Source organism: Ruegeria sp. D4 (genome assembly GCF_056534475.1).
The window spans coordinates 207460-224961 of sequence record NZ_JBQFPJ010000004.1 but is presented as its reverse complement, the minus strand read 5'-3'; the positions used below and the strand labels follow the sequence as shown (position 1 = coordinate 224961).

Genomic DNA, 17502 nt, shown 5'->3' with positions numbered 1-17502 from the left:
AATGTAGCTGGACCGGAAAATAAGCCAAGCCACAAGGCGGTTATAAGGACTTGAACGTATGACCAGTCTACTTCCGTCGCAGATGTTCGTCCAATCGGGGCATTATTTCCACAAAATTGCAGGGGCGATGCCGATAATCGAACTGTTTTTCCAAAATCCCGTCCCAGGCGTCCTTGCACGCGCTGGGACTACCGGGGAGGGCAAACAGATAGGTCCCGCCCGCCACGCCGCCTGTCGCGCGCGACTGAACAGCCGAAGTGCCTATCTTTTCCATCGAGATGATGGTGAAGACGGTTCCAAACGCCTCGATTTCCTTTTCATAGACGTCGCGATGCGCCTCCACCGTGACATCACGCCCCGTCAGGCCAGTTCCTCCGGTCGACAGGACAACGTCAATATCGGGCTCGGCGATCCAGGCCCGCAGCTGATCTGCGATCTGGCTGCGCTCATCCGGCAGGATTTTGCGGTCGGCAAGTGTGTGGCCGGCCCGTTCAATCCGGTCGACCAGGGTCTGGCCGGAACGGTCTTCCTCGATCGAGCGCGTATCTGACACGGTCAGAACGGCGATACGAACCGGGATGAACTCCATGGTTTCATCAATGCGTGACATTTGGCGTCAGGCCCTTTCCATGATGGCAAGTCGGATCGCCAGAGCGGTGAAGATGCCGCCACTGACCCAGCCCAGAATTCTGGACGCGCGGGGGCTGTTGATCAGCATTTGACCCGCGCCCCCGGCAAACACGCCCACCAGCCCGTTGATAACGAACCCGCCGATGGAAATGATCGCCCCGAAGATCAGGAATTGCAGCAGAACGGACCCCGAGGCGGGGTTTACGAATTGCGGAATAAAGGCAAGGACAAACAGAATGACCTTCGGGTTGGTCAGGTTGACCAGAAACCCGTCGCGAAAGGCATAGCGTGTCGGTTTTACCGGACCTTCGGCCGAAATCGCGCCGTGCCGTATCGCACCCCATGCCAGATACAGCAGATAGGCGACACCCAGCCAGCGGATCGCGTCGAACACCCACGGAACAGCGGCAACAACCGCGCCCAATCCCAGTCCGACCAGCGAAACATGGATCATCGAGCCCATCGAAATTCCGGCGCTGGCGGCAATCGCGGGTTTTGTGCCGGATCGCAGCCCCTGCCCGAAACAGAACATCATATCCGCACCCGGCGTGAGGTTCAGTGCGATGGCCGCAGGCACAAAGGCCAGCAGCGTCACGGTCTCGATCATGCGCGGACCTCGAACCAGTTGACTTGCGGACCGAGATTGGCGACCTGCGACCGGCCGATCGAACCGCGATACCCCCAGCTGTCATGGATATGGCCACCAAGCACCAACGCGGGCTGAATCCGTTCAATTGCATTCCGGATGGCCGTAGACCCGACTGAAAGCCCCTGAGACGTCTTATCGCCGTATCCTTTCGGCGGTGAATGCGCGATCAGGATGTCAGTCCCGACGCATCGCGCAAGCATTTCTGTCGCATCGCCTTCGGTCATGTCACAGGACCAGTCGCCAAAAGGCGTAACCGGCACGCCGTAGCCCAGACCGAACAGCCGCAGCCCGTCGACGGTCATACCGGACCCGTGCAGCACATGCACCCCGTCGGGGACGGCATCTGCCAGCTCTTCCGCGCTTTCGGCATTGCCCGGCACCAGAACCATCGGTGCAGCGATACCGGACAGCATGGCCATCGCTTCGTCCAGACCCTGACGCATGTTGCAGTAATCCCCGGCCCCGATCACCAGATCGGCCTCTGCACTGGCCGCAACCAGATCGACGGCGCGGTTGCGCGCCATATGCAGGTCCGAGAACGCCAGTATTTTCATCGCTTCGCCTCCAGCCACGCCCTGAGTTCCAGCAGATCGGCCCAGGCCTGCCGCTTCATCTGCGGCTGCCGCAGCAGATAGGCAGGGTGAAACATTGGTATGACCGGCAGATCCAGCGCCTGTTCCCAATTCCCGCGCAGCCGCGTGATGCCGCGTTTTCCCAGCACGGCCTGACAGCTGATATTGCCCATCACCACAAGAACCTCAGGGTTTGCCAATGCGATATGACGCTGCAGAAACGGGTTCATCATGCCGATTTCCTCGGGCTTCGGATCACGGTTCTGCGGCGGGCGCCATGGCAGGACGTTCGTGATATAGACATTCTCGGCCCGGTTCAGATCAATGGCGGCCAGCATCCGGTCCAGCAATTGCCCGGCGCGACCCACGAACGGCTTGCCTTCGCGATCCTCATCCCGGCCCGGGGCCTCGCCTATGATCATCACCCGCGCGCCGGGGGTGCCATCCGCAAACACCAGCTGCCGTGCGCCCCGCTTCAGGTCGCACAGATCGAACGCATCCATCGTTGCGCGCAATTCCGGCAGCGACCCTGCCCCGCGCGCGGCCTTTTCGGCAGCCGCAATTGGGTCCGCCTGTCGCGGCTTTTCTTGCGACGAATGTTCAACAACCTGTGTCCGGGCCTTCGGCGCGGTATCCGGCAAGGCATAGCGGTCAACCGGCGCGTCACCGATAGCGTCGGTGACGCCCAGTTCAACCTGCCATTCCAGCAGCGCGCGCGCGGTATGATGGTCCATTGCCGATTCCATGCCTCATAATCTAACCAGCTTTGGCCCGAGGGAAAGCGAATAGACCTTGCCATGGCACCCGGTCGCACCGACGATGGCCATGCACATGCTGATTGCTCTGAGATATCTCCTGCTCCTGCTGCTGTTCAACGTCTTTGGCAGCGGACCGGCCATGGCGACCTTTCACGACAAGCACGGGCAGTGCCGCGCAGGGCAGTTCCAATGCGGCAGCACCTGCTGCAGCGGAGGACAGCGGTGCAGCTTTGACGGCCACTGCATCCGCGCAGGCGGAACCTATTGCGGCGGGGGCCGGTCTTGCGGGCCATTTGAACGCTGCGTGGCAGGCGGCACCCGCTGTGCGCCTGCAGGGGCAAACAAATGCACGTCGCGCCTGGATTGTCCAAGCAACAGTTTCTGCAACGGGCGCGGAGAATGCGAACGGATCACGCCTGAGTTCAACCCCGGGCTGCCAAGCGCCTGCGACGACGGAAATGTCTGCTCTGCGGGATCGTCCTGTCTGCCGGCTGGCGGTTGCTCCCGTCCGGGCTGGTTTTTGTGCGAAAAAACCGGATCGCAGTGCCGTCCCGGTTTCAAATGCTCCAGAAATCAAGGCTGTGTGCCGGTCCGGGCCATTGATTGCGGTTATGGCAAATGGTGCAAACCCGGCGAGCAGTGCCTGCCGAAAGGCGGGTGCGAGAAACTGCCCGAGAGCACTGATCCTTAGGTTGCCTTGCGCTGCGTGGCTTCTTATAAGCGGCCCGATTGTCAGACAGGAGCCCGCCCATGCGTTTCGCCCATCGTCACCTTCTTGGCATCGAGCATCTGTCGCAATCCGATATCACCGCCATTCTGGATCTGGCCGAGAAATACGTCGATATGAATCGCCAGTCGTCGAAACACTCAGATGTGCTGGCGGGGCTGACCCAGATCAACATGTTCTTCGAGAACTCGACCCGCACGCAGGCAAGCTTCGAGATTGCGGGCAAGCGGCTGGGCGCGGATGTGATGAACATGGCGATGCAGGCCAGTTCGATCAAAAAGGGCGAGACGCTGATTGATACAGCTATGACACTGAACGCGATGCATCCCGATCTGCTGGTGGTGCGGCACCCGCATTCCGGCGCGGTCGATCTGCTGGCGCAGAAGGTGAACTGCGCCGTGCTGAACGCGGGCGACGGGCGGCACGAACACCCGACGCAGGCGCTGCTGGACGCGCTGACCATTCGGCGCGCCAAGGGCCGGCTACACCGTCTGAACATCGCCATTTGCGGAGACGTGGCCCATTCCCGTGTGGCCCGCTCGAACCTGATCCTGTTGGGCAAGATGGAGAACCGTATTCGCCTGATCGGCCCGCCTACGCTGGTGCCTGCGCAATTCGCCGAGTTCGGAGCCGAAATCTACGACGACATGAACGAGGGCCTGAAAGATGTCGACGTGGTCATGATGCTGCGCCTTCAGAAAGAGCGGATGGATGGCGGGTTTATCCCTTCGGAAAGGGAATACTACCATCGCTATGGTCTGGACGCCGCCAAGCTGGCACTGGCAAAAACCGACGCGATCGTCATGCACCCCGGCCCGATGAACCGTGGCGTCGAGATCGACGGCACACTGGCCGATGACATCAACCGGTCCGTCATTCAGGAACAGGTCGAGATGGGCGTCGCAGTGCGTATGGCCGCGATGGAACTGCTGGCCCGCAACCTGCGCGAGGCCGCATGAGCGATCTGACTGTCGCCCCCCACGAACGCGGCGTGCTCCGCGTGTTCACGCTGGACATGCGTTCCGAAGAGGCGAAGTTCCTGCGCGAACCGGGCGCTGCCGATCAGGTTCTGGGGGTTGACGGACTGGACCCGGACCAGATCGACGTCTTTCCGGTCTCGGACCTCGAAGACCTCGGGCTTTACGGCTATCTGAACGAGGGCTGCGGCGTCTCTGCCGACCAACTGGACCGCGCCGCGTTGGACGCCATCGAAGGCTGGGTGATGGTCGTGCGCAGTGCCGCCTTTGACGACCGCCCGGTAACACTGACGCCGGACCCGAGGCTGCACCTGACCGGTCTTTATACCGAAGAGGCCACCAACTGGACCGGCGGACCAATCGAGACCGAAAGCGCGAAACCGTTCTCGGCGCCTCAGACCGCCCCTGTTGATGACAAGCCACGCCGTATGGGGTCGGCCATACTTGCTCTGGTGATCTTTCTGGTAATCGGAGGTGTCCTGTGGCTGATCCTGTAAGTTTCGCACCGGACAAAGGCGCCTATATCCGCACCAACGCCTGGCTCGCTGCCGGGGCCATGGCGTGTGCGATGCTGGTTCTCTGGCTGATCGGCAACCCCTACGTCTGGACCGGCGCACCCGCCGGGCTTGCCGCCATCGGCATCCGGGCCTGGTATCTGGCCTCCGAAGAACTGGTTGCCACTTGGCAGATGACGGATACCACCCTGACCGGCCCCGGCCCCCGCAATTTGCCACTGAACCAGATCGATGCGGTCAACATCCTAGGCAGCTTCGTCCAGATCGTCACCAAAAGCGGTGACAAACATCTGATCAAATACCAGGCAGACCCTGCCGCCACCAAAGCCGCAATCGAAAGGGCCATTTCATGAGCACCGTTCTCTTCTCAAACGCCCGCCTGATCGACCCCGAGGCCGGAACCGATGCAACCGGGTGGCTGCAGGTCGCCGAGGGCCGGATTGTGGCGCGCGGAGAGGGGCAGGCACCGGTTTGCGACTCCCAAATCATCGACTGCGGCAGCCACTGTCTGGCACCGGGTATCGTTGATATCGGCGTCAAGGTCTGCGAACCGGGTGAACGGCACAAGGAAAGCTACAAGTCGGCGGGCCTTGCCGCTGCTGCGGGAGGTGTGACCACCATGGTCACTCGGCCCGACACCAGCCCCGCCATCGACACGCCGGAAACGTTGGAATTCGTCACCCGCCGGGCACAGGCCGATACACCGGTTAACGTGCTGCCGATGGCCGCCCTGACCAAGGGCCGCGAGGGCCGCGAAATGACCGAGATCGGTTTCCTGCAAGACGCAGGAGCCGTTGCGTTCACCGATTGCGATCACGTTATCGCCAATACCAAAGTGTTCTCTCGCGCGTTGACCTACGCGAAATCCTGCGGCGCACTGGTCATCGCGCATCCGCAGGAACCAGGCTTGAGCGCCGGGGCCGCCGCGACCAGCGGCAAGTTCGCTGCCCTGCGCGGCCTGCCCGCCGTATCGCCAATGGCCGAGCGGATGGGGCTGGACCGCGACATCGCCCTGCTGGAAATGACCGGTGCAAAATACCACGCCGACCAGATCACCACCGCCCGCGCCCTACCCGCGCTGGAACGCGCCAAGCGCAATGGGCTGGACGTCACTGCGGGCACTTCGATCCATCATCTGACGCTGAACGAACTGGACGTGGCCGACTACCGTACCTTCTTCAAGGTCAAACCCCCGCTGCGGTCCGAAGACGACCGGCTGGCGGTGATCGAGGCGCTGCGCACCGGGTTGATCGACACGATCAGCTCGATGCACACGCCGCAGGACGAAGAAAGCAAGCGCCTGCCGTTTGAAGAAGCCGCCTCGGGCGCGGTGGCGCTGGAAACACTGCTGCCCGCCGCGCTGCGCCTTTATCATGCCAAGCAGCTGGACCTGCCGACGCTGTTTCGCGCCATGGCCCTGAACCCGGCGAGACGGTTGGGCCTGGAGTGCGGTCGCCTGTCCGAAGGCGCGCCGGCTGATCTGGTGCTGTTCGATCCCGATGTCCCCTTTGTGTTGGACCGGTTCGCCCTGAGATCCAAGTCGCAGAACACACCGTTTGACGGCCAGCGGATGCAGGGTAAGGTCACAGCGACTTTTGTCGCTGGCAAAGAAGTTTACCGGAGAACCTGATGCCCCTGATCGACAGCACCATGACCCAACTGATCCTGTGGGCCGTGATCGGTTACCTTATGGGGTCCGTTCCCTTCGGCATGATCATCGCCAGGGTCATGGGACTGGGCAACTTGCGCAGTATCGGGTCCGGCAATATCGGCGCCACCAATGTTCTGCGCACCGGCAACAAGGCCGCCGCCGCGCTGACCCTGATTTTCGATGCGGCCAAAGGGGCGGTGGCTGTTCTGCTAGCACGTTCACTGGCCGGAGAAGACGCAGCCCAGATTGCCGCCCTGACCGCTTTTCTGGGACATTGCTTTCCGGTCTGGCTGGGCTTCAAGGGCGGCAAGGGTGTCGCGACCTTTCTGGGCCTGTGGCTGGCGCTGGACTGGCGGGTCGGAGTTGCCTGCTGTCTGAGCTGGCTTGTGGCGGCAGCGATCTGGAGGATCTCCTCGGTTGGCGCGCTTGCTGCGGCGGCTCTGCTGACGGTTTGGATCGTTGTTCTGACGGATGGCGCGACGTTCATTCTGGGGATCATCCTGACCCTGTTGGTCTACTGGCGGCACAGTGCCAACGTCGCGCGTATCAAGGCCGGGACCGAGCCGAAAATCGGCAAATCGTGACCCCGCCAGACGAATTTCTGAACGCGTTCTTTGCCCTGCCCATGGGCACTTTCACCGGGACAAGCCGCAACGGGCGTTATGTCGTGTGCCGCCAGACCGTGGCGAAAGGTATGTCGCACAAGCTGGTGGCGCATCAGCTGGACGGCACAGATTTCATCAGCCTGAACCTGTATCAGACCAAGAACAGCGGGGCGCTGCTCCGACCCTGCGAGATGTCTGCAGCCAAGGTGATCGCGTTCACGATGGCGCTGGTGCCCGATCCGCAACCGGTCGGCTGAAACCTTCGTTCCCGCACATCACCTATTCATAACCGCACAATCACAATTGATTGCTTTGAACGTGAACAGCCCGCTTCCCAACTGGGGTGTTGTGACGGCCAATTACCGACCGCACAGGACAAAATCACGAGGGAAACCAAGGTGCAATTCCAACGCCATCTGGTGACCCGGTTCACGAAAGGTGAAGCAATGAACAAGATCAAATCCCTTATCGGCGGCGTCGCGCTGTCTGTTGCAATTGCAAGCTCGGCCATGGCGGCGGGTGTTGAACTGAACGCAAGTTCGACCGGCCTGGCCTTGCAGGGCTACGACCCGGTGGCCTATTTCACCGCAGGTGAAGCGACCAAAGGCGACTACCGCATCACCGCACTGCACAACGAAGCGCTGTACCGCTTCTCCTCGGAAGAAAACAAAGCCGCATTCGAAGAGAACCCAGATGCTTACCTGCCGGCATATGGCGGCTACTGCGCCTTCGGCACGGCCATGGGCTTCAAGTTCGACGGTGATCCGAACTACTGGAAAATCGTTGACAACAAGCTGTACCTGAACCTGTCGGCGGACATCCAGGAACGCTGGGAAGGTGACATCCCGGGCTTCAACGAAAAAGCGGACGCGAACTGGGAAACCATCGCTCACAAAACCCCTGCTGAATTGCAGCAGCAGTAATTTTCTGATCCTTTCAGAACAAATGGCGGCGGAGATTTCCGCCGCCATTTGCGTTCAGGGTTCAAGAACCGTGCTGCCGGTCGTCTGGCGCGCCTCCAGCGCCCGATGCGCATCGGCGACTTGTGACAGGGCAAAGCGCTGATCGATGTGCAGCCTGACTTCCCGGCCTTCGACCTTGCCGAACAGACGCCGGGCCATGGCCTGGCATACCGAATGATCCGCGATGTGGGTGAACAAGGTCGGGCGGGTGATCTTCAGCGAGCCTTTGCGGCCGAGTATGCCGATATCCACCGGCGGCACCGGTCCGGACGCATTGCCGAACGAGATCATCATGCCCAATGGTTTCAGGCAATCCAGAGAACCTTCGAACGTATCCGCGCCGATTGAATCCATGACCGCGTCCACCCCCTTGCCGTGGGTGATCTCGGCCACGCGTTCGGCAAAATTTTCGGTCCGGTAATTGATGCATTCGGCGGCCCCGTTGAACCTGGCCAACTGGCATTTTTCATCCGTGCCCGCCGTGCCGATCAGGGTGATGCCCTCGGACTTGGCCCACTGGCAGGCGATCAGTCCCACCCCGCCGGCGGCGGCGTGAAACAACACCGTGTCGCCGCGTTTCAGGGGCGTCGTCCGGTGAAACAGATATTCGACTGTCATTCCTTTCAGCATCATGGCAGCGGCGGCATCGAATGGAATGCTGTCGGGCAGCGGGCAGACCTGCGCCGCCGGCATTACGCGTGCCTCGCAATAGGCACCTGGGGGAGCCGCGGCGTAAGCGGCACGCTGACCGGGTTGTAGGTGGCTCACGCCCTCGCCGACGGCCTCAACAACCCCTGCGGCCTCCATGCCAAGGGCGTGCGGAAGTTCCAGCGGATAAAGGCCGGTCCGCTGATAGACATCGATGAAATTCAACCCACAGGCGTGATGCCGAATGCGAATCTCTCCCGGACCGGGATCGCCCACGGGCCTGTCTTCGATTCGCAGAACCTCGGGGCCGCCGGTTTCATGAATGACCACGGTACGTGCTGTTTGCTGCATGCTCACCTCCTTGCGCCTGTAACCAAGCTAACATGACTGAGGCACAGGGCAATTGACCTGTCTCAGAATTATGGCGGCGCAAAAGAAGATACTGTGCTATAGTGATTTCACACGTTGTCGGCTGATCCGGCCACGACCCCCTGCGCCGGACATGATCCGAGACGCAACCTCGTTAGGGGAGGGGATGAGTATGGCAAAAACAATCGGTAATCCAATCAGCTGGGCCGCCAGAAACATCAGTGCGTCCGGCGATCATATATCGGAAAGCGTATCGCGGATCGGAAGCGCCGACACCAAGCACCTGCCGGTGGTTCAGACACTGACACTTCAGGACCTGCGTTCCTGCCTGAAAGCCGGATATCAGGACTTTCTGGAAACGCGCGCCGACGCGATCTTCGTGGTGCTGATCTACCCGATTGCCGGGCTTCTGATGGTCGGCTTCGGGCTGAACATGAACATGGTGCCACTGCTGGCGCCCCTGATCGCGGGCTTTGCCCTGATTGGCCCGGTCGCGGCCGTGGGTCTGTACGAAATCAGCCGCAAGCGCGAACAGGGCGAAGTGGTTCAATGGCTGGACGCGTTCGGTGTCTTCCGGTCGCCGTCCTTCGGCGCCATATTGGCACTTGGCTTCTACCTGGTCATGCTGCTGCTGATCTGGCTGATGGCCGCACAGGCCATCTATGCACAGACGCTGGGGCCGGAACCGCCCGCCTCTCTGAGTGTGTTTGCAACGCAGGTGTTCACAACCGGCGCAGGCTGGACCATGATCGTTGTCGGAACCGCCGTCGGTTTCCTGTTTGCGCTTGTCGCCCTGGCGATCAGTGTTGTCAGCTTTCCGCTTCTGCTGGACAAGCAGGTCGGGCTGCCGGTGGCTGTGGTAACATCCTTCCGCGTGACGCGCCAAAACCCGGGTGTGGTGTTGACCTGGGGCTTCATCGTCGCGGCCCTGCTTATTCTGGGGGCCATCCCGATGCTGCTGGGCCTGATCGTGGTGATGCCGGTTCTGGGCCATTCGACCTGGCACCTGTATCGTCGGGCCATCGCCTGACGCGGTCGCGCGCGGGGCACCCCCGCGCGCTGTTCCCTTAGCCTGCGACGTTCAGAACGATCTTGCCGATATGGCCCGAGCTTTCCATGCGCGCATGCGCTGCCGCCGCCTCGGCCAAGGCAAACTCGCTGTCCATCACAGGTGAGATCTTTCCGGCATCCAGAAGCGGCCAGACCGCCTCGCGCAAGTCCTGCGCGATCTTTGCCTTGGCCAGATCGCTTTGCGGGCGCAGGGTGCTTCCGGTCAGGGTCAGGCGTTTCACCATCATCATGGCAAAGTTCAGCTCGACCTTCGGACCCTGCAGGAACGCGATCTGCACGAGACGTCCATCCTCGGCCAACGCCTTGACGTTGCGCGGGATGTAATCGCCCCCCACCATATCGAGGATCAGATTCGCCCCGCCTTCGACCCGCATCGCCGCCACGAAATCTTCGTCCCGGTAGTTGATCGCCTTTTCTGCTCCCAGCCGGACACAGGCTTCGCATTTCTCGGCAGATCCGGCTGTTGCAAAGACCCGTGCGCCAAAGGCATTGGCCAACTGGATCGCAGTTGTGCCAATTCCGCTGGATCCGCCATGGACCAAAAACCGCTCGCCTGCTTTCAGCCCGCCGCGCGTGAAGACGTTGGACCAGACGGTGAAGAAGGTTTCGGGCAGGCATGCGGCTTCTTTCATGCCCATACCATTTGGCACAGGCAGACAATGAGCGGCGGGCGTGGCGACATATTCGGCGTAACCACCGCCTGGCAGAAGCGCGCAGACCTGATCGCCGAGTGACAGCCCTTCAACCCCTGATCCGATGGAAACCACTTCGCCGGAAGCTTCCAGGCCCGGCAGATCACTGGCGCCCGGTGGGGGATCATATGCACCTGCGCGCTGCAGCGCGTCGGGGCGGTTCACCCCGGCATAGGCGACCTTCAGGATTACCTGACCATTGGCCGGTTTCGGAATCGGGCGTTCGGTCAATCGCAGAACATCCGGGCCGCCCGGCTCGGATATTACAACGGCGCGCATCGTCTGGGTCATGGGCAAATCTCCTTTGCCCAATGCCTAGCAGGCAATTTCTGGAAGGCCCAGACGCTTACTTGCGCGGATTCAGCATCCCGGGCAGATCGGTCCGCATTTTAATCGGCGGCTTCACCTGCCCGGCCAGCCAGTTCGGAACCGCGAGGAACGGCTTGAACAGTGGATTGTCGTTCACCTGCGCCTTGAGTTTCTCGAACTGCATGACATTGTCGATGCGCCGGTCCAGAAACTCCCATGTCTTCTGATGCGCGGGGGACTCATCACCCAGCCAGAACAGCAGGGTCGAAGAATACACTCCCGACAGGGTGGCGCGCTTGGTGTACCAGTTCACGTCATCGGACGTGTCGCCAAGCGTATCCCAGATCAGGTCGCAGGTCTGCCACAGGGCCTTGGCCCCGTCTGCCGCATGAAGGGGCAGCGCAAAAAGGGTCATGCCCTTGCGGACCAACTCCTTATCCTCGACGGCCTGCAACCGAAAGCGCACTGCGGCAGCAACCCGATCGCGGAATTTCAGATCACCCAGATCTTCGGATTTCAGACGTTCGACCATGACTGCATCGCCGCGTGCGTGGAAAGCCAGCGCCAGATCGACCGCGCCACGCGGACAGATCGCACGTGCCAGACCTTCATCCATGTCACAGTCCGCAATAGCCGCGCGAAAGCCCACCTCGGACCAGCCGTCAAACGGAACGTGGGTCAGCATCGCGTCCAAAAGCTGTTGCTTTGAATCTTCATAAGTGGTGGTCATTGCGGTTCTCCGGTTTTCAGAGCCAGTACTAGACAAGATATAACGGCTTTGCTATACGGCCAACTCCTGCAATTTCCTTGCAACTCTATCTAGAAAGGTGGTGACAACCACATGCAGGTTAGTGTTCGCGACAATAACGTCGATCAGGCGCTTCGGGCCCTGAAGAAAAAGCTGCAGCGCGAAGGCGTGTTCCGTGAAATGAAGCTGAAGCAACATTTCGAGAAACCGTCCGAGAAAAAAGCGCGCGAGAAAGCTGAAGCGATCCGCCGTGCCCGTAAACTGGCACGTAAGAAAGCACAGCGCGAAGGTTTGCTCTAAGCACCTTGCTCGTCCAGCTTTGGATGACACTATTTGACGACCCCCGAGGCCCTGCCCGGGGGTTTGTCGTTTTCAGGGGGCATCGCCCGTTTGCCGGTTACATTCCGCCGACCCGTGGGACAGACCGCGCGGCAAGCTGCCATTTTCCCATCAGCAGCATTTTGCCCGGCATTTTGCAGCGCAGCGAATCTTGCCCGGAAAGCGCTGCGTCGCCGTAAACCGCCGATCTTCGACAGTCTCTATCGCTGTCGCGCCTTGCACCTCTAAGTGGCGTCGTCCGCAAGGACTCAACCATAAACGGAGGCAAAAATGTCGACTGCAAACACGTTCGAACGCGAAATGCTGGCGCTGATCAATCAGGAGCGCACATCCCGCGGGCTGAACCAGCTGAAACTTGAAACCCAGCTGAACGACTCGTCGGAAAACCACAGCAGCTGGATGCTGAACACGGATACCTTTAGCCACACCGGATCGGGCGGATCGAGCGCGACTCAACGGATGGAAAATGCCGGGTTCGACCTGGAAGGCAGCTGGCGCACCGGCGAAAACATCGCCTGGCAATCCGAACGGGGTGCCCCAGGCATCAGCGACGATGTTGCCCAGCTACATCAGGGTCTGATGAACAGCCCGGGCCACCGCGCCAATATCCTGAACCCTGAATTCGAGTATATCGGTATTGGCATTGAAACCGGGGACATGCAGGGATTTGACGCGGTCATGGTCACCCAGAACTTTGCCGCAACCGATGCCGCTGTTCTGCCGGACACCGGAGAACCCTCGGCACCCGCCACGCCGGTCACACCGGTCGAGGAAACAACCGACCCGGAGGAAACGGATACCGAGACGACAGGCACGGATGTGACGGAACCCGAGGAGCCGGATAGCGAAACGACCGACACAGAAGTGACGGAACCGGAAAATCCGGAGACCGAAACAACCGACACCGAAGATACCGAAACGGAAGAGCCGGGGACTGAAACAACGGACACGGATGAAAACGAGCCTGAGGAACCGGAGATCGAAACAACGGACGCGGATGATAGCGAGACGGAAAATCCGGAAACCGAAACGCCAGATACTGAAGTGACCGATTCAGGCGAACCAGAGTCCGATTGTTTTGACGTACAGGCCTTTCTGGATGAGATCGCTTCATTCCTGGAAAACCTGCAGGCCCAGTTCGATCAGTTCGATTGGGATGGCACCGAAACCGCAGGCGACGAAACCGGTGACATGGATGACTTCGATCTTGTGACGGGTAAAGACAGCGAACACATGGAAGACCCTGCTGATTCCGGCACGGTCGCCGAAGACGGCTGTGACTTCATGATGTTCAATATCTTCGACGTGGACTGCATGATGGACGCAGCCTGATCCGGCGTTCCGGTGCGAGGCTGGACAACCAGCCTCGCACAACTTCATCAATAGATCTTTGGAACGTAAAGCTCATCCGGCAGGATGCGCCGTTCGTATTCAGGATTATACCGGCGGTCGGGCAGATTGACCTTGTCCTGCGGCACGTCCTCGTAAGGGATTTTGGTCAGCAGGTGCTCGATACAGTTCAGACGTTCGCGCTTTTTGTCATTGCCTTCCACAATATACCAAGGTGCCTCGGGGATATTGGTGCGGAAGAACATGTCCTCCTTGGCCTTGGTGTACGCCTCCCAGCGGATGCGGGATTCCAGATCCATGGGTGACAGTTTCCACTGTTTCATCGGATCGTGAATCCGCATGAGGAATCGCAGTTGCTGTTCTTCATCGGTGATCGAGAACCAATATTTCAGAAGAATGATCCCCGACCGCACCAGCATCCGTTCAAATTCGGGAACGTCCTGAAAGAACTGCTCGACCTGGTTTTCATTGGCGAAGCCCATGACGCGTTCGACACCGGCCCGGTTGTACCACGAGCGGTCGAAGAACACGATTTCGCCCGCCGCAGGCAGATGCGGAACATATCGCTGAAAATACCATTGGCTCTGCTCCCGGCGGCTGGGCGCGGGCAAGGCCACAACTCGGGCGACGCGCGGGTTCAGGCGTTGAGTTATGCGTTTGATCACCCCCCCTTTGCCGGCGCTGTCACGGCCTTCGAACAGAATGCAGACCTTGGCGCCGGTGTGAACCACCCAATCCTGCACCTTGATCAGCTCGGCCTGCAGGCGCAAGAGGTTCTGAAAATAAACCTTGCGGTCCAGCATGTCGGGATGCTGGTCCTTGTAGATCTTGCGGACCTCCATCGAAAGCATTGGTTCGCTGAACTCGATTTCGAAATCTTCGTCCAGCGTGTCTTCCAGTTCCGCCTCAAGCCAATCTTTGGGGGTACTGTTGTTTTCGTAGGTCAAGGTCTGCTCCTTATCGTTCGTCGGGTCTGGACCGTACCGGGCAAGTGTAACTGCCGGATGTCACCGAAAATGCGGTGGCATCGCCAAATCCCCGGGCAAGTGGCGCTGACCTGACAGGTGCAGACCACGAAAACGGGGCCGTTGTGCGGTCTTTGTCCTGAATGTGGACCCATGGTGCCGGGGATACAAGCGTTAGAATTGACGCAATGCCAACAGGTTGAAACCAACAGGCCAGAGCGATATTGCCATTTCCCGCAATCAGGCGGCAACAATGCCGACATCGAATGCATGAGGCTTTTGTGGACCACTTTGTTTCTCTGTTGCCAATGATCTGGCCATGGACGATCCTGATAACCGCTCAGGTAAGCACCTTGGCCGGGCACCTGCGGCTGGGTCTTGCGTTGCTTTCGGTTTTCGCGGTCGCCGCGCTGCTGACCGGGCTTCTGGCGCCGCTGGCAACCGGACTTGCCGTGTCGGGCTTGATAGGGGCCTGGATTCTGCATCGACTTCAGGGCCGGTGGGTCCTGATCGGGCATCTGGCGTTGATTGTCTGGTGCATCGCACTTGGCGCACATCTGCTGCCCGGATTTCGTAATCTTCTGGTCCTGGATCAGGTTCGCGCGGGTCCAGACAGCGCGCTGTTCTCAATGCACCTGAATCTGGACAAACCGCTGGTGTTCTTCGCGGTCGTGCTTGCTTGCCCTGCGATGTTGAGCCGAAAATCTCCGGTACGCTGGGTGCCCCTTGCGCTTGGTGTCGTAACTTTGCCGCTGCTCTTTGCAACAGGACTACTGACTGGGGCCGTGCATCCGGAAGTCGGCCTGCCTGAATGGTGGCTGACCTTTGCCCTTTCCAACCTGTTCCTGACCTGCCTCGCGGAAGAGGCCTTCTTTCGCGGCTATCTGCAAACGGTCCTTGTGTCCCGGTTCGGCCCTCCCGCCGGACTTGCGGTCGCAAGCCTTCTGTTTGGCGTGGCCCATGCGGGCGGTGGCGTCCCTCTGGTCCTGTTCGCATCGCTGCTTGGGCTGGGCTGCGGTCTGGGTTATTTCGCGACGGGACGAATTTGGGTTCCTGTTGTGATGCATTTCGCCTTCAACGCCCTGCATCTGGCCCTGTTCACCTATCCCGGCCCGGCCTGAAGATCACACGGGCAATGCGGTGGTCTTGAACACGGTCCGCAGCGCAAAGGAACTCTGCATCTGTGCCACGCCGGGCAAACGTGACAGGTATTGCCGGTGGATACGGGCAAAGTCCTCGGTGTTTTCCGCGACGACCTTCAGGATGTAATCCGCAGTACCCGCCATAAGATGGCATTCCAGAACATCCGGTATCCGCGATACTGCCTTCTCGAACGCATCCAGAACCTCTTCGGCCTGACCCTGTAACGTGATCTCGACAAACACGGTTGTCGGAACGTTCATCTTGCGCGCATCCAGCAGCGCCACGTAGTTGCGGATATAGCCTTCGACCTCGAGCCGCTGTACACGTCTGTGGCAGGCGGAGGGCGACAGATTCACCTGCTCTGAAAGCTCAGCATTCGACATTCTGCCATTGCGCTGCAGGGCGGCCAGAATCTTTCGATCAGTCGAATCTATGCTCATTCACGCAAATCCTTTGCAAGATTCTGACAGTATATCGAAGAATCCACCGAAACAAACTTAGATTCCGGGCAAAGTTTCACAGAAATTGCGGCTGTGAGTGCCCATAATTTAGGCAGTTTATGGATGGAGAGCCCAAAATGAAAATCGGTTGCCCAAAGGAAATCAAACCTCAGGAATTCCGTGTCGGTATGACGCCCAACGCCGCACAGGAAGCTGTCGCGCGCGGCCATGAGGTCATCATCGAAACCGGAGCCGGCCTGGGATCCGGCTTTGACAATGACGCCTATACCGCTGCCGGTGCCAGCATCGTCGACACCGCGGCCGAGGTGTTCGCGACGGCGGACATGATCGTGAAAGTCAAGGAACCGCAGGCGGTCGAGCGCAAGATGCTGCGCGAAGGCCAGCTGCTGTTCACCTACCTTCACCTGGCCCCCGATCCGGATCAGACCCGCGACCTGCTGGACTCCGGCTGCACCGCCATTGCCTATGAAACCGTGACCGACGCCAATGGCGGCCTGCCGTTGCTGGCCCCGATGTCCGAAGTCGCTGGCCGTCTGGCCCCTCAGGTCGGCTCGTGGACGCTGCAAAAGGCCAATGGTGGCCGCGGAGTTCTGATGGGCGGCGTTCCCGGTGTTGGCCCGGCAAAGGTCGTCGTGATCGGCGGTGGTGTTGTTGGTACCCACGCCGCCAAGATCGCAGCCGGCATGGGCGCGGACGTCACCGTTCTGGACCGTTCACTGCCACGTCTGCGGTATCTGGACGACGTCTATGGCGGCACGTTCAAGAACCAGTACTCGACCGCTGGCGCAACGGCTGAACTGATCCAGACCGCAGACATGGTGATCGGCGCTGTTCTGATCCCCGGTGCAGAAGCGCCCAAGCTGGTCTCGCGCGCGCAATTGTCCACAATGAAGCCGGGTGCGGTGCTGGTGGACGTGGCCATCGACCAGGGCGGCTGCTTTGAAACCTCGAAAGCCACCACCCATGCGGAACCGATCTACGAGGTCGATGGCATCATGCACTATTGCGTGGCCAACATGCCGGGCGCTGTTGCGCGCACCTCGACCATTGCATTGGGCAACGCGACCATGCCGTTCATGCTGGCACTTGCGGACAAGGGTTGGAAACAGGCATGTCAGGATGACCCGCACCTGCTGAACGGTCTGAACGTTCACGCCGGGCAGCTGACCTATTTCGCGGTCGGCAAGGCGCTGGGAATTGATGTCGTCTCTCCCAACGTTATTGTTAAATCCTAAGCCCTCCCGCCGTTGAAAGCGCCCGCTGATGCGGGTGCTTTACAGCGTTAGGCATAGCGCCGCGCCTTCGGGCGCGGCGCTGTCGTCTCAAGCACCAGCGTGGCCGCAAAAAAAGCGCCGCACTTT

Annotated in this window: 21 protein-coding genes; 12 read left to right on the top strand and 9 right to left on the bottom strand. The window is 60.2% G+C overall.

Going from position 1 to position 17502, the window contains the following annotated elements; all coding sequences use genetic code 11:
* Positions 1-67 precede the first annotated feature (67 nt).
* The 4 genes from moaB to ACR0MI_RS08780 are packed head-to-tail and all read right to left on the bottom strand — an operon-like array spanning position 68 to position 2597.
* Complete coding sequence (gene moaB / locus ACR0MI_RS08795) at positions 68-610, bottom strand: molybdenum cofactor biosynthesis protein B (RefSeq protein WP_170614350.1); 543 nt, start codon at positions 608-610, stop codon at positions 68-70.
* Between the two features lie 6 nt (positions 611-616).
* On the bottom strand, positions 617-1237 hold the full coding sequence (locus ACR0MI_RS08790; protein WP_170816945.1) for a LysE family translocator: 621 nt from the start codon (positions 1235-1237) through the stop codon (positions 617-619).
* The gene (locus ACR0MI_RS08785; RefSeq protein ID WP_170614348.1) at positions 1234-1833 is read right to left on the bottom strand and encodes a metallophosphoesterase; all 600 of its coding nucleotides are present in this window, start codon (positions 1831-1833) and stop codon (positions 1234-1236) included. The genes ACR0MI_RS08790 and ACR0MI_RS08785 overlap by 4 nt, the downstream gene beginning before the upstream one ends.
* The gene (locus tag ACR0MI_RS08780; protein ID WP_170614347.1) at positions 1830-2597 is read right to left on the bottom strand and encodes a uracil-DNA glycosylase; all 768 of its coding nucleotides are present in this window, start codon (positions 2595-2597) and stop codon (positions 1830-1832) included. The genes ACR0MI_RS08785 and ACR0MI_RS08780 overlap by 4 nt, the downstream gene beginning before the upstream one ends.
* A 762-nt stretch (positions 2598-3359) precedes the next feature.
* On the opposite strand from ACR0MI_RS08780, the gene ACR0MI_RS08775 reads away from it, so the two are divergent.
* The 7 genes from ACR0MI_RS08775 (at position 3360) to ACR0MI_RS08745 (ending at position 8007) form a co-directional block, all read left to right on the top strand.
* Positions 3360-4295, top strand: coding sequence for an aspartate carbamoyltransferase catalytic subunit (locus ACR0MI_RS08775; RefSeq protein WP_170614346.1), 936 nt, complete (start codon positions 3360-3362; stop codon positions 4293-4295).
* A complete protein-coding gene (locus ACR0MI_RS08770; RefSeq protein WP_170614345.1) occupies positions 4292-4810 on the top strand; it encodes a hypothetical protein in 519 nt (172 codons plus the stop codon). Before ACR0MI_RS08775 ends, ACR0MI_RS08770 begins: the two co-directional genes overlap by 4 nt.
* Positions 4795-5181, top strand: coding sequence for a hypothetical protein (locus ACR0MI_RS08765; protein WP_170614344.1), 387 nt, complete (start codon positions 4795-4797; stop codon positions 5179-5181). Before ACR0MI_RS08770 ends, ACR0MI_RS08765 begins: the two co-directional genes overlap by 16 nt.
* Entirely contained in the window at positions 5178-6458 is a 1281-nt protein-coding gene (gene pyrC / locus ACR0MI_RS08760; protein ID WP_170614343.1) for a dihydroorotase, read from the top strand. Before ACR0MI_RS08765 ends, pyrC begins: the two co-directional genes overlap by 4 nt.
* A complete protein-coding gene (gene plsY, locus ACR0MI_RS08755; protein ID WP_170614342.1) occupies positions 6458-7063 on the top strand; it encodes a glycerol-3-phosphate 1-O-acyltransferase PlsY in 606 nt (201 codons plus the stop codon). The genes pyrC and plsY overlap by 1 nt, the downstream gene beginning before the upstream one ends.
* Positions 7060-7341, top strand: coding sequence for a hypothetical protein (locus ACR0MI_RS08750; RefSeq protein WP_480440873.1), 282 nt, complete (start codon positions 7060-7062; stop codon positions 7339-7341). Before plsY ends, ACR0MI_RS08750 begins: the two co-directional genes overlap by 4 nt.
* A gap of 189 nt (positions 7342-7530) precedes the next feature.
* The gene (locus ACR0MI_RS08745; RefSeq protein ID WP_170614454.1) at positions 7531-8007 is read left to right on the top strand and encodes a YHS domain-containing (seleno)protein; all 477 of its coding nucleotides are present in this window, start codon (positions 7531-7533) and stop codon (positions 8005-8007) included.
* Positions 8008-8061: 54 nt separating this feature from the next.
* Here the strand turns inward: ACR0MI_RS08745 and ACR0MI_RS08740 are convergent, their stop codons facing one another.
* Complete coding sequence (locus tag ACR0MI_RS08740; protein WP_170614341.1) at positions 8062-9045, bottom strand: quinone oxidoreductase family protein; 984 nt, start codon at positions 9043-9045, stop codon at positions 8062-8064.
* Between the two features lie 190 nt (positions 9046-9235).
* Here ACR0MI_RS08740 and ACR0MI_RS08735 point away from each other — a divergent pair, with 190 nt between their 5' ends.
* The gene (locus ACR0MI_RS08735) at positions 9236-10093 is read left to right on the top strand and encodes a DUF2189 domain-containing protein (protein ID WP_170614340.1); all 858 of its coding nucleotides are present in this window, start codon (positions 9236-9238) and stop codon (positions 10091-10093) included.
* Positions 10094-10130: 37 nt separating this feature from the next.
* Here the strand turns inward: ACR0MI_RS08735 and ACR0MI_RS08730 are convergent, their stop codons facing one another.
* A complete protein-coding gene (locus ACR0MI_RS08730) occupies positions 10131-11117 on the bottom strand; it encodes an NAD(P)H-quinone oxidoreductase (RefSeq protein ID WP_170816946.1) in 987 nt (328 codons plus the stop codon).
* 55 nt (positions 11118-11172) lie between these two features.
* Positions 11173-11865: a COQ9 family protein gene (locus tag ACR0MI_RS08725; protein WP_170614338.1), complete on the bottom strand. Its 693-nt coding sequence runs from the start codon at positions 11863-11865 to the stop codon at positions 11173-11175.
* A 111-nt stretch (positions 11866-11976) separates the two neighbouring features.
* On the opposite strand from ACR0MI_RS08725, the gene rpsU reads away from it, so the two are divergent.
* Together rpsU and ACR0MI_RS08715 are read left to right on the top strand one after the other, a co-directional pair.
* Positions 11977-12183, top strand: coding sequence for a 30S ribosomal protein S21 (gene rpsU / locus ACR0MI_RS08720; RefSeq protein ID WP_005614280.1), 207 nt, complete (start codon positions 11977-11979; stop codon positions 12181-12183).
* Positions 12184-12492: 309 nt separating this feature from the next.
* A complete protein-coding gene (locus tag ACR0MI_RS08715; RefSeq protein WP_170614337.1) occupies positions 12493-13554 on the top strand; it encodes a CAP domain-containing protein in 1062 nt (353 codons plus the stop codon).
* Between the two features lie 47 nt (positions 13555-13601).
* Here ACR0MI_RS08715 and ppk2 read toward each other — a convergent pair whose 3' ends face one another.
* Positions 13602-14519, bottom strand: coding sequence for a polyphosphate kinase 2 (gene ppk2, locus ACR0MI_RS08710; RefSeq protein ID WP_170614336.1), 918 nt, complete (start codon positions 14517-14519; stop codon positions 13602-13604).
* Positions 14520-14803: 284 nt separating this feature from the next.
* Between ppk2 and ACR0MI_RS08705 the strand changes: the two genes are divergently transcribed.
* Complete coding sequence (locus ACR0MI_RS08705; protein WP_480440866.1) at positions 14804-15658, top strand: CPBP family intramembrane glutamic endopeptidase; 855 nt, start codon at positions 14804-14806, stop codon at positions 15656-15658.
* Positions 15659-15661: 3 nt separating this feature from the next.
* Here the strand turns inward: ACR0MI_RS08705 and ACR0MI_RS08700 are convergent, their stop codons facing one another.
* Complete coding sequence (locus ACR0MI_RS08700) at positions 15662-16120, bottom strand: Lrp/AsnC family transcriptional regulator (protein WP_170614335.1); 459 nt, start codon at positions 16118-16120, stop codon at positions 15662-15664.
* A 137-nt stretch (positions 16121-16257) separates the two neighbouring features.
* On the opposite strand from ACR0MI_RS08700, the gene ald reads away from it, so the two are divergent.
* The gene (ald, locus tag ACR0MI_RS08695) at positions 16258-17376 is read left to right on the top strand and encodes an alanine dehydrogenase (RefSeq protein WP_170614334.1); all 1119 of its coding nucleotides are present in this window, start codon (positions 16258-16260) and stop codon (positions 17374-17376) included.
* Positions 17377-17502 lie beyond the last annotated feature (126 nt).

Coding starts and splice junctions, on each gene's coding strand:
- moaB (WP_170614350.1), bottom strand. CDS start 610: ATGTCACGCATTGATGAAACCATGGAGTTCATCCCGGTTCGTATCGCC.
- ACR0MI_RS08790 (WP_170816945.1), bottom strand. CDS start 1,237: ATGATCGAGACCGTGACGCTGCTGGCCTTTGTGCCTGCGGCCATCGCA.
- ACR0MI_RS08785 (WP_170614348.1), bottom strand. CDS start 1,833: ATGAAAATACTGGCGTTCTCGGACCTGCATATGGCGCGCAACCGCGCC.
- ACR0MI_RS08780 (WP_170614347.1), bottom strand. CDS start 2,597: ATGGAATCGGCAATGGACCATCATACCGCGCGCGCGCTGCTGGAATGG.
- ACR0MI_RS08775 (WP_170614346.1), top strand. CDS start 3,360: ATGCGTTTCGCCCATCGTCACCTTCTTGGCATCGAGCATCTGTCGCAA.
- ACR0MI_RS08770 (WP_170614345.1), top strand. CDS start 4,292: ATGAGCGATCTGACTGTCGCCCCCCACGAACGCGGCGTGCTCCGCGTG.
- pyrC (WP_170614343.1), top strand. CDS start 5,178: ATGAGCACCGTTCTCTTCTCAAACGCCCGCCTGATCGACCCCGAGGCC.
- plsY (WP_170614342.1), top strand. CDS start 6,458: ATGCCCCTGATCGACAGCACCATGACCCAACTGATCCTGTGGGCCGTG.
- ACR0MI_RS08745 (WP_170614454.1), top strand. CDS start 7,531: ATGAACAAGATCAAATCCCTTATCGGCGGCGTCGCGCTGTCTGTTGCA.
- ACR0MI_RS08740 (WP_170614341.1), bottom strand. CDS start 9,045: ATGCAGCAAACAGCACGTACCGTGGTCATTCATGAAACCGGCGGCCCC.
- ACR0MI_RS08735 (WP_170614340.1), top strand. CDS start 9,236: ATGGCAAAAACAATCGGTAATCCAATCAGCTGGGCCGCCAGAAACATC.
- ACR0MI_RS08730 (WP_170816946.1), bottom strand. CDS start 11,117: ATGACCCAGACGATGCGCGCCGTTGTAATATCCGAGCCGGGCGGCCCG.
- ACR0MI_RS08725 (WP_170614338.1), bottom strand. CDS start 11,865: ATGACCACCACTTATGAAGATTCAAAGCAACAGCTTTTGGACGCGATG.
- rpsU (WP_005614280.1), top strand. CDS start 11,977: ATGCAGGTTAGTGTTCGCGACAATAACGTCGATCAGGCGCTTCGGGCC.
- ACR0MI_RS08715 (WP_170614337.1), top strand. CDS start 12,493: ATGTCGACTGCAAACACGTTCGAACGCGAAATGCTGGCGCTGATCAAT.
- ACR0MI_RS08705 (WP_480440866.1), top strand. CDS start 14,804: ATGCATGAGGCTTTTGTGGACCACTTTGTTTCTCTGTTGCCAATGATC.
- ACR0MI_RS08700 (WP_170614335.1), bottom strand. CDS start 16,120: ATGAGCATAGATTCGACTGATCGAAAGATTCTGGCCGCCCTGCAGCGC.
- ald (WP_170614334.1), top strand. CDS start 16,258: ATGAAAATCGGTTGCCCAAAGGAAATCAAACCTCAGGAATTCCGTGTC.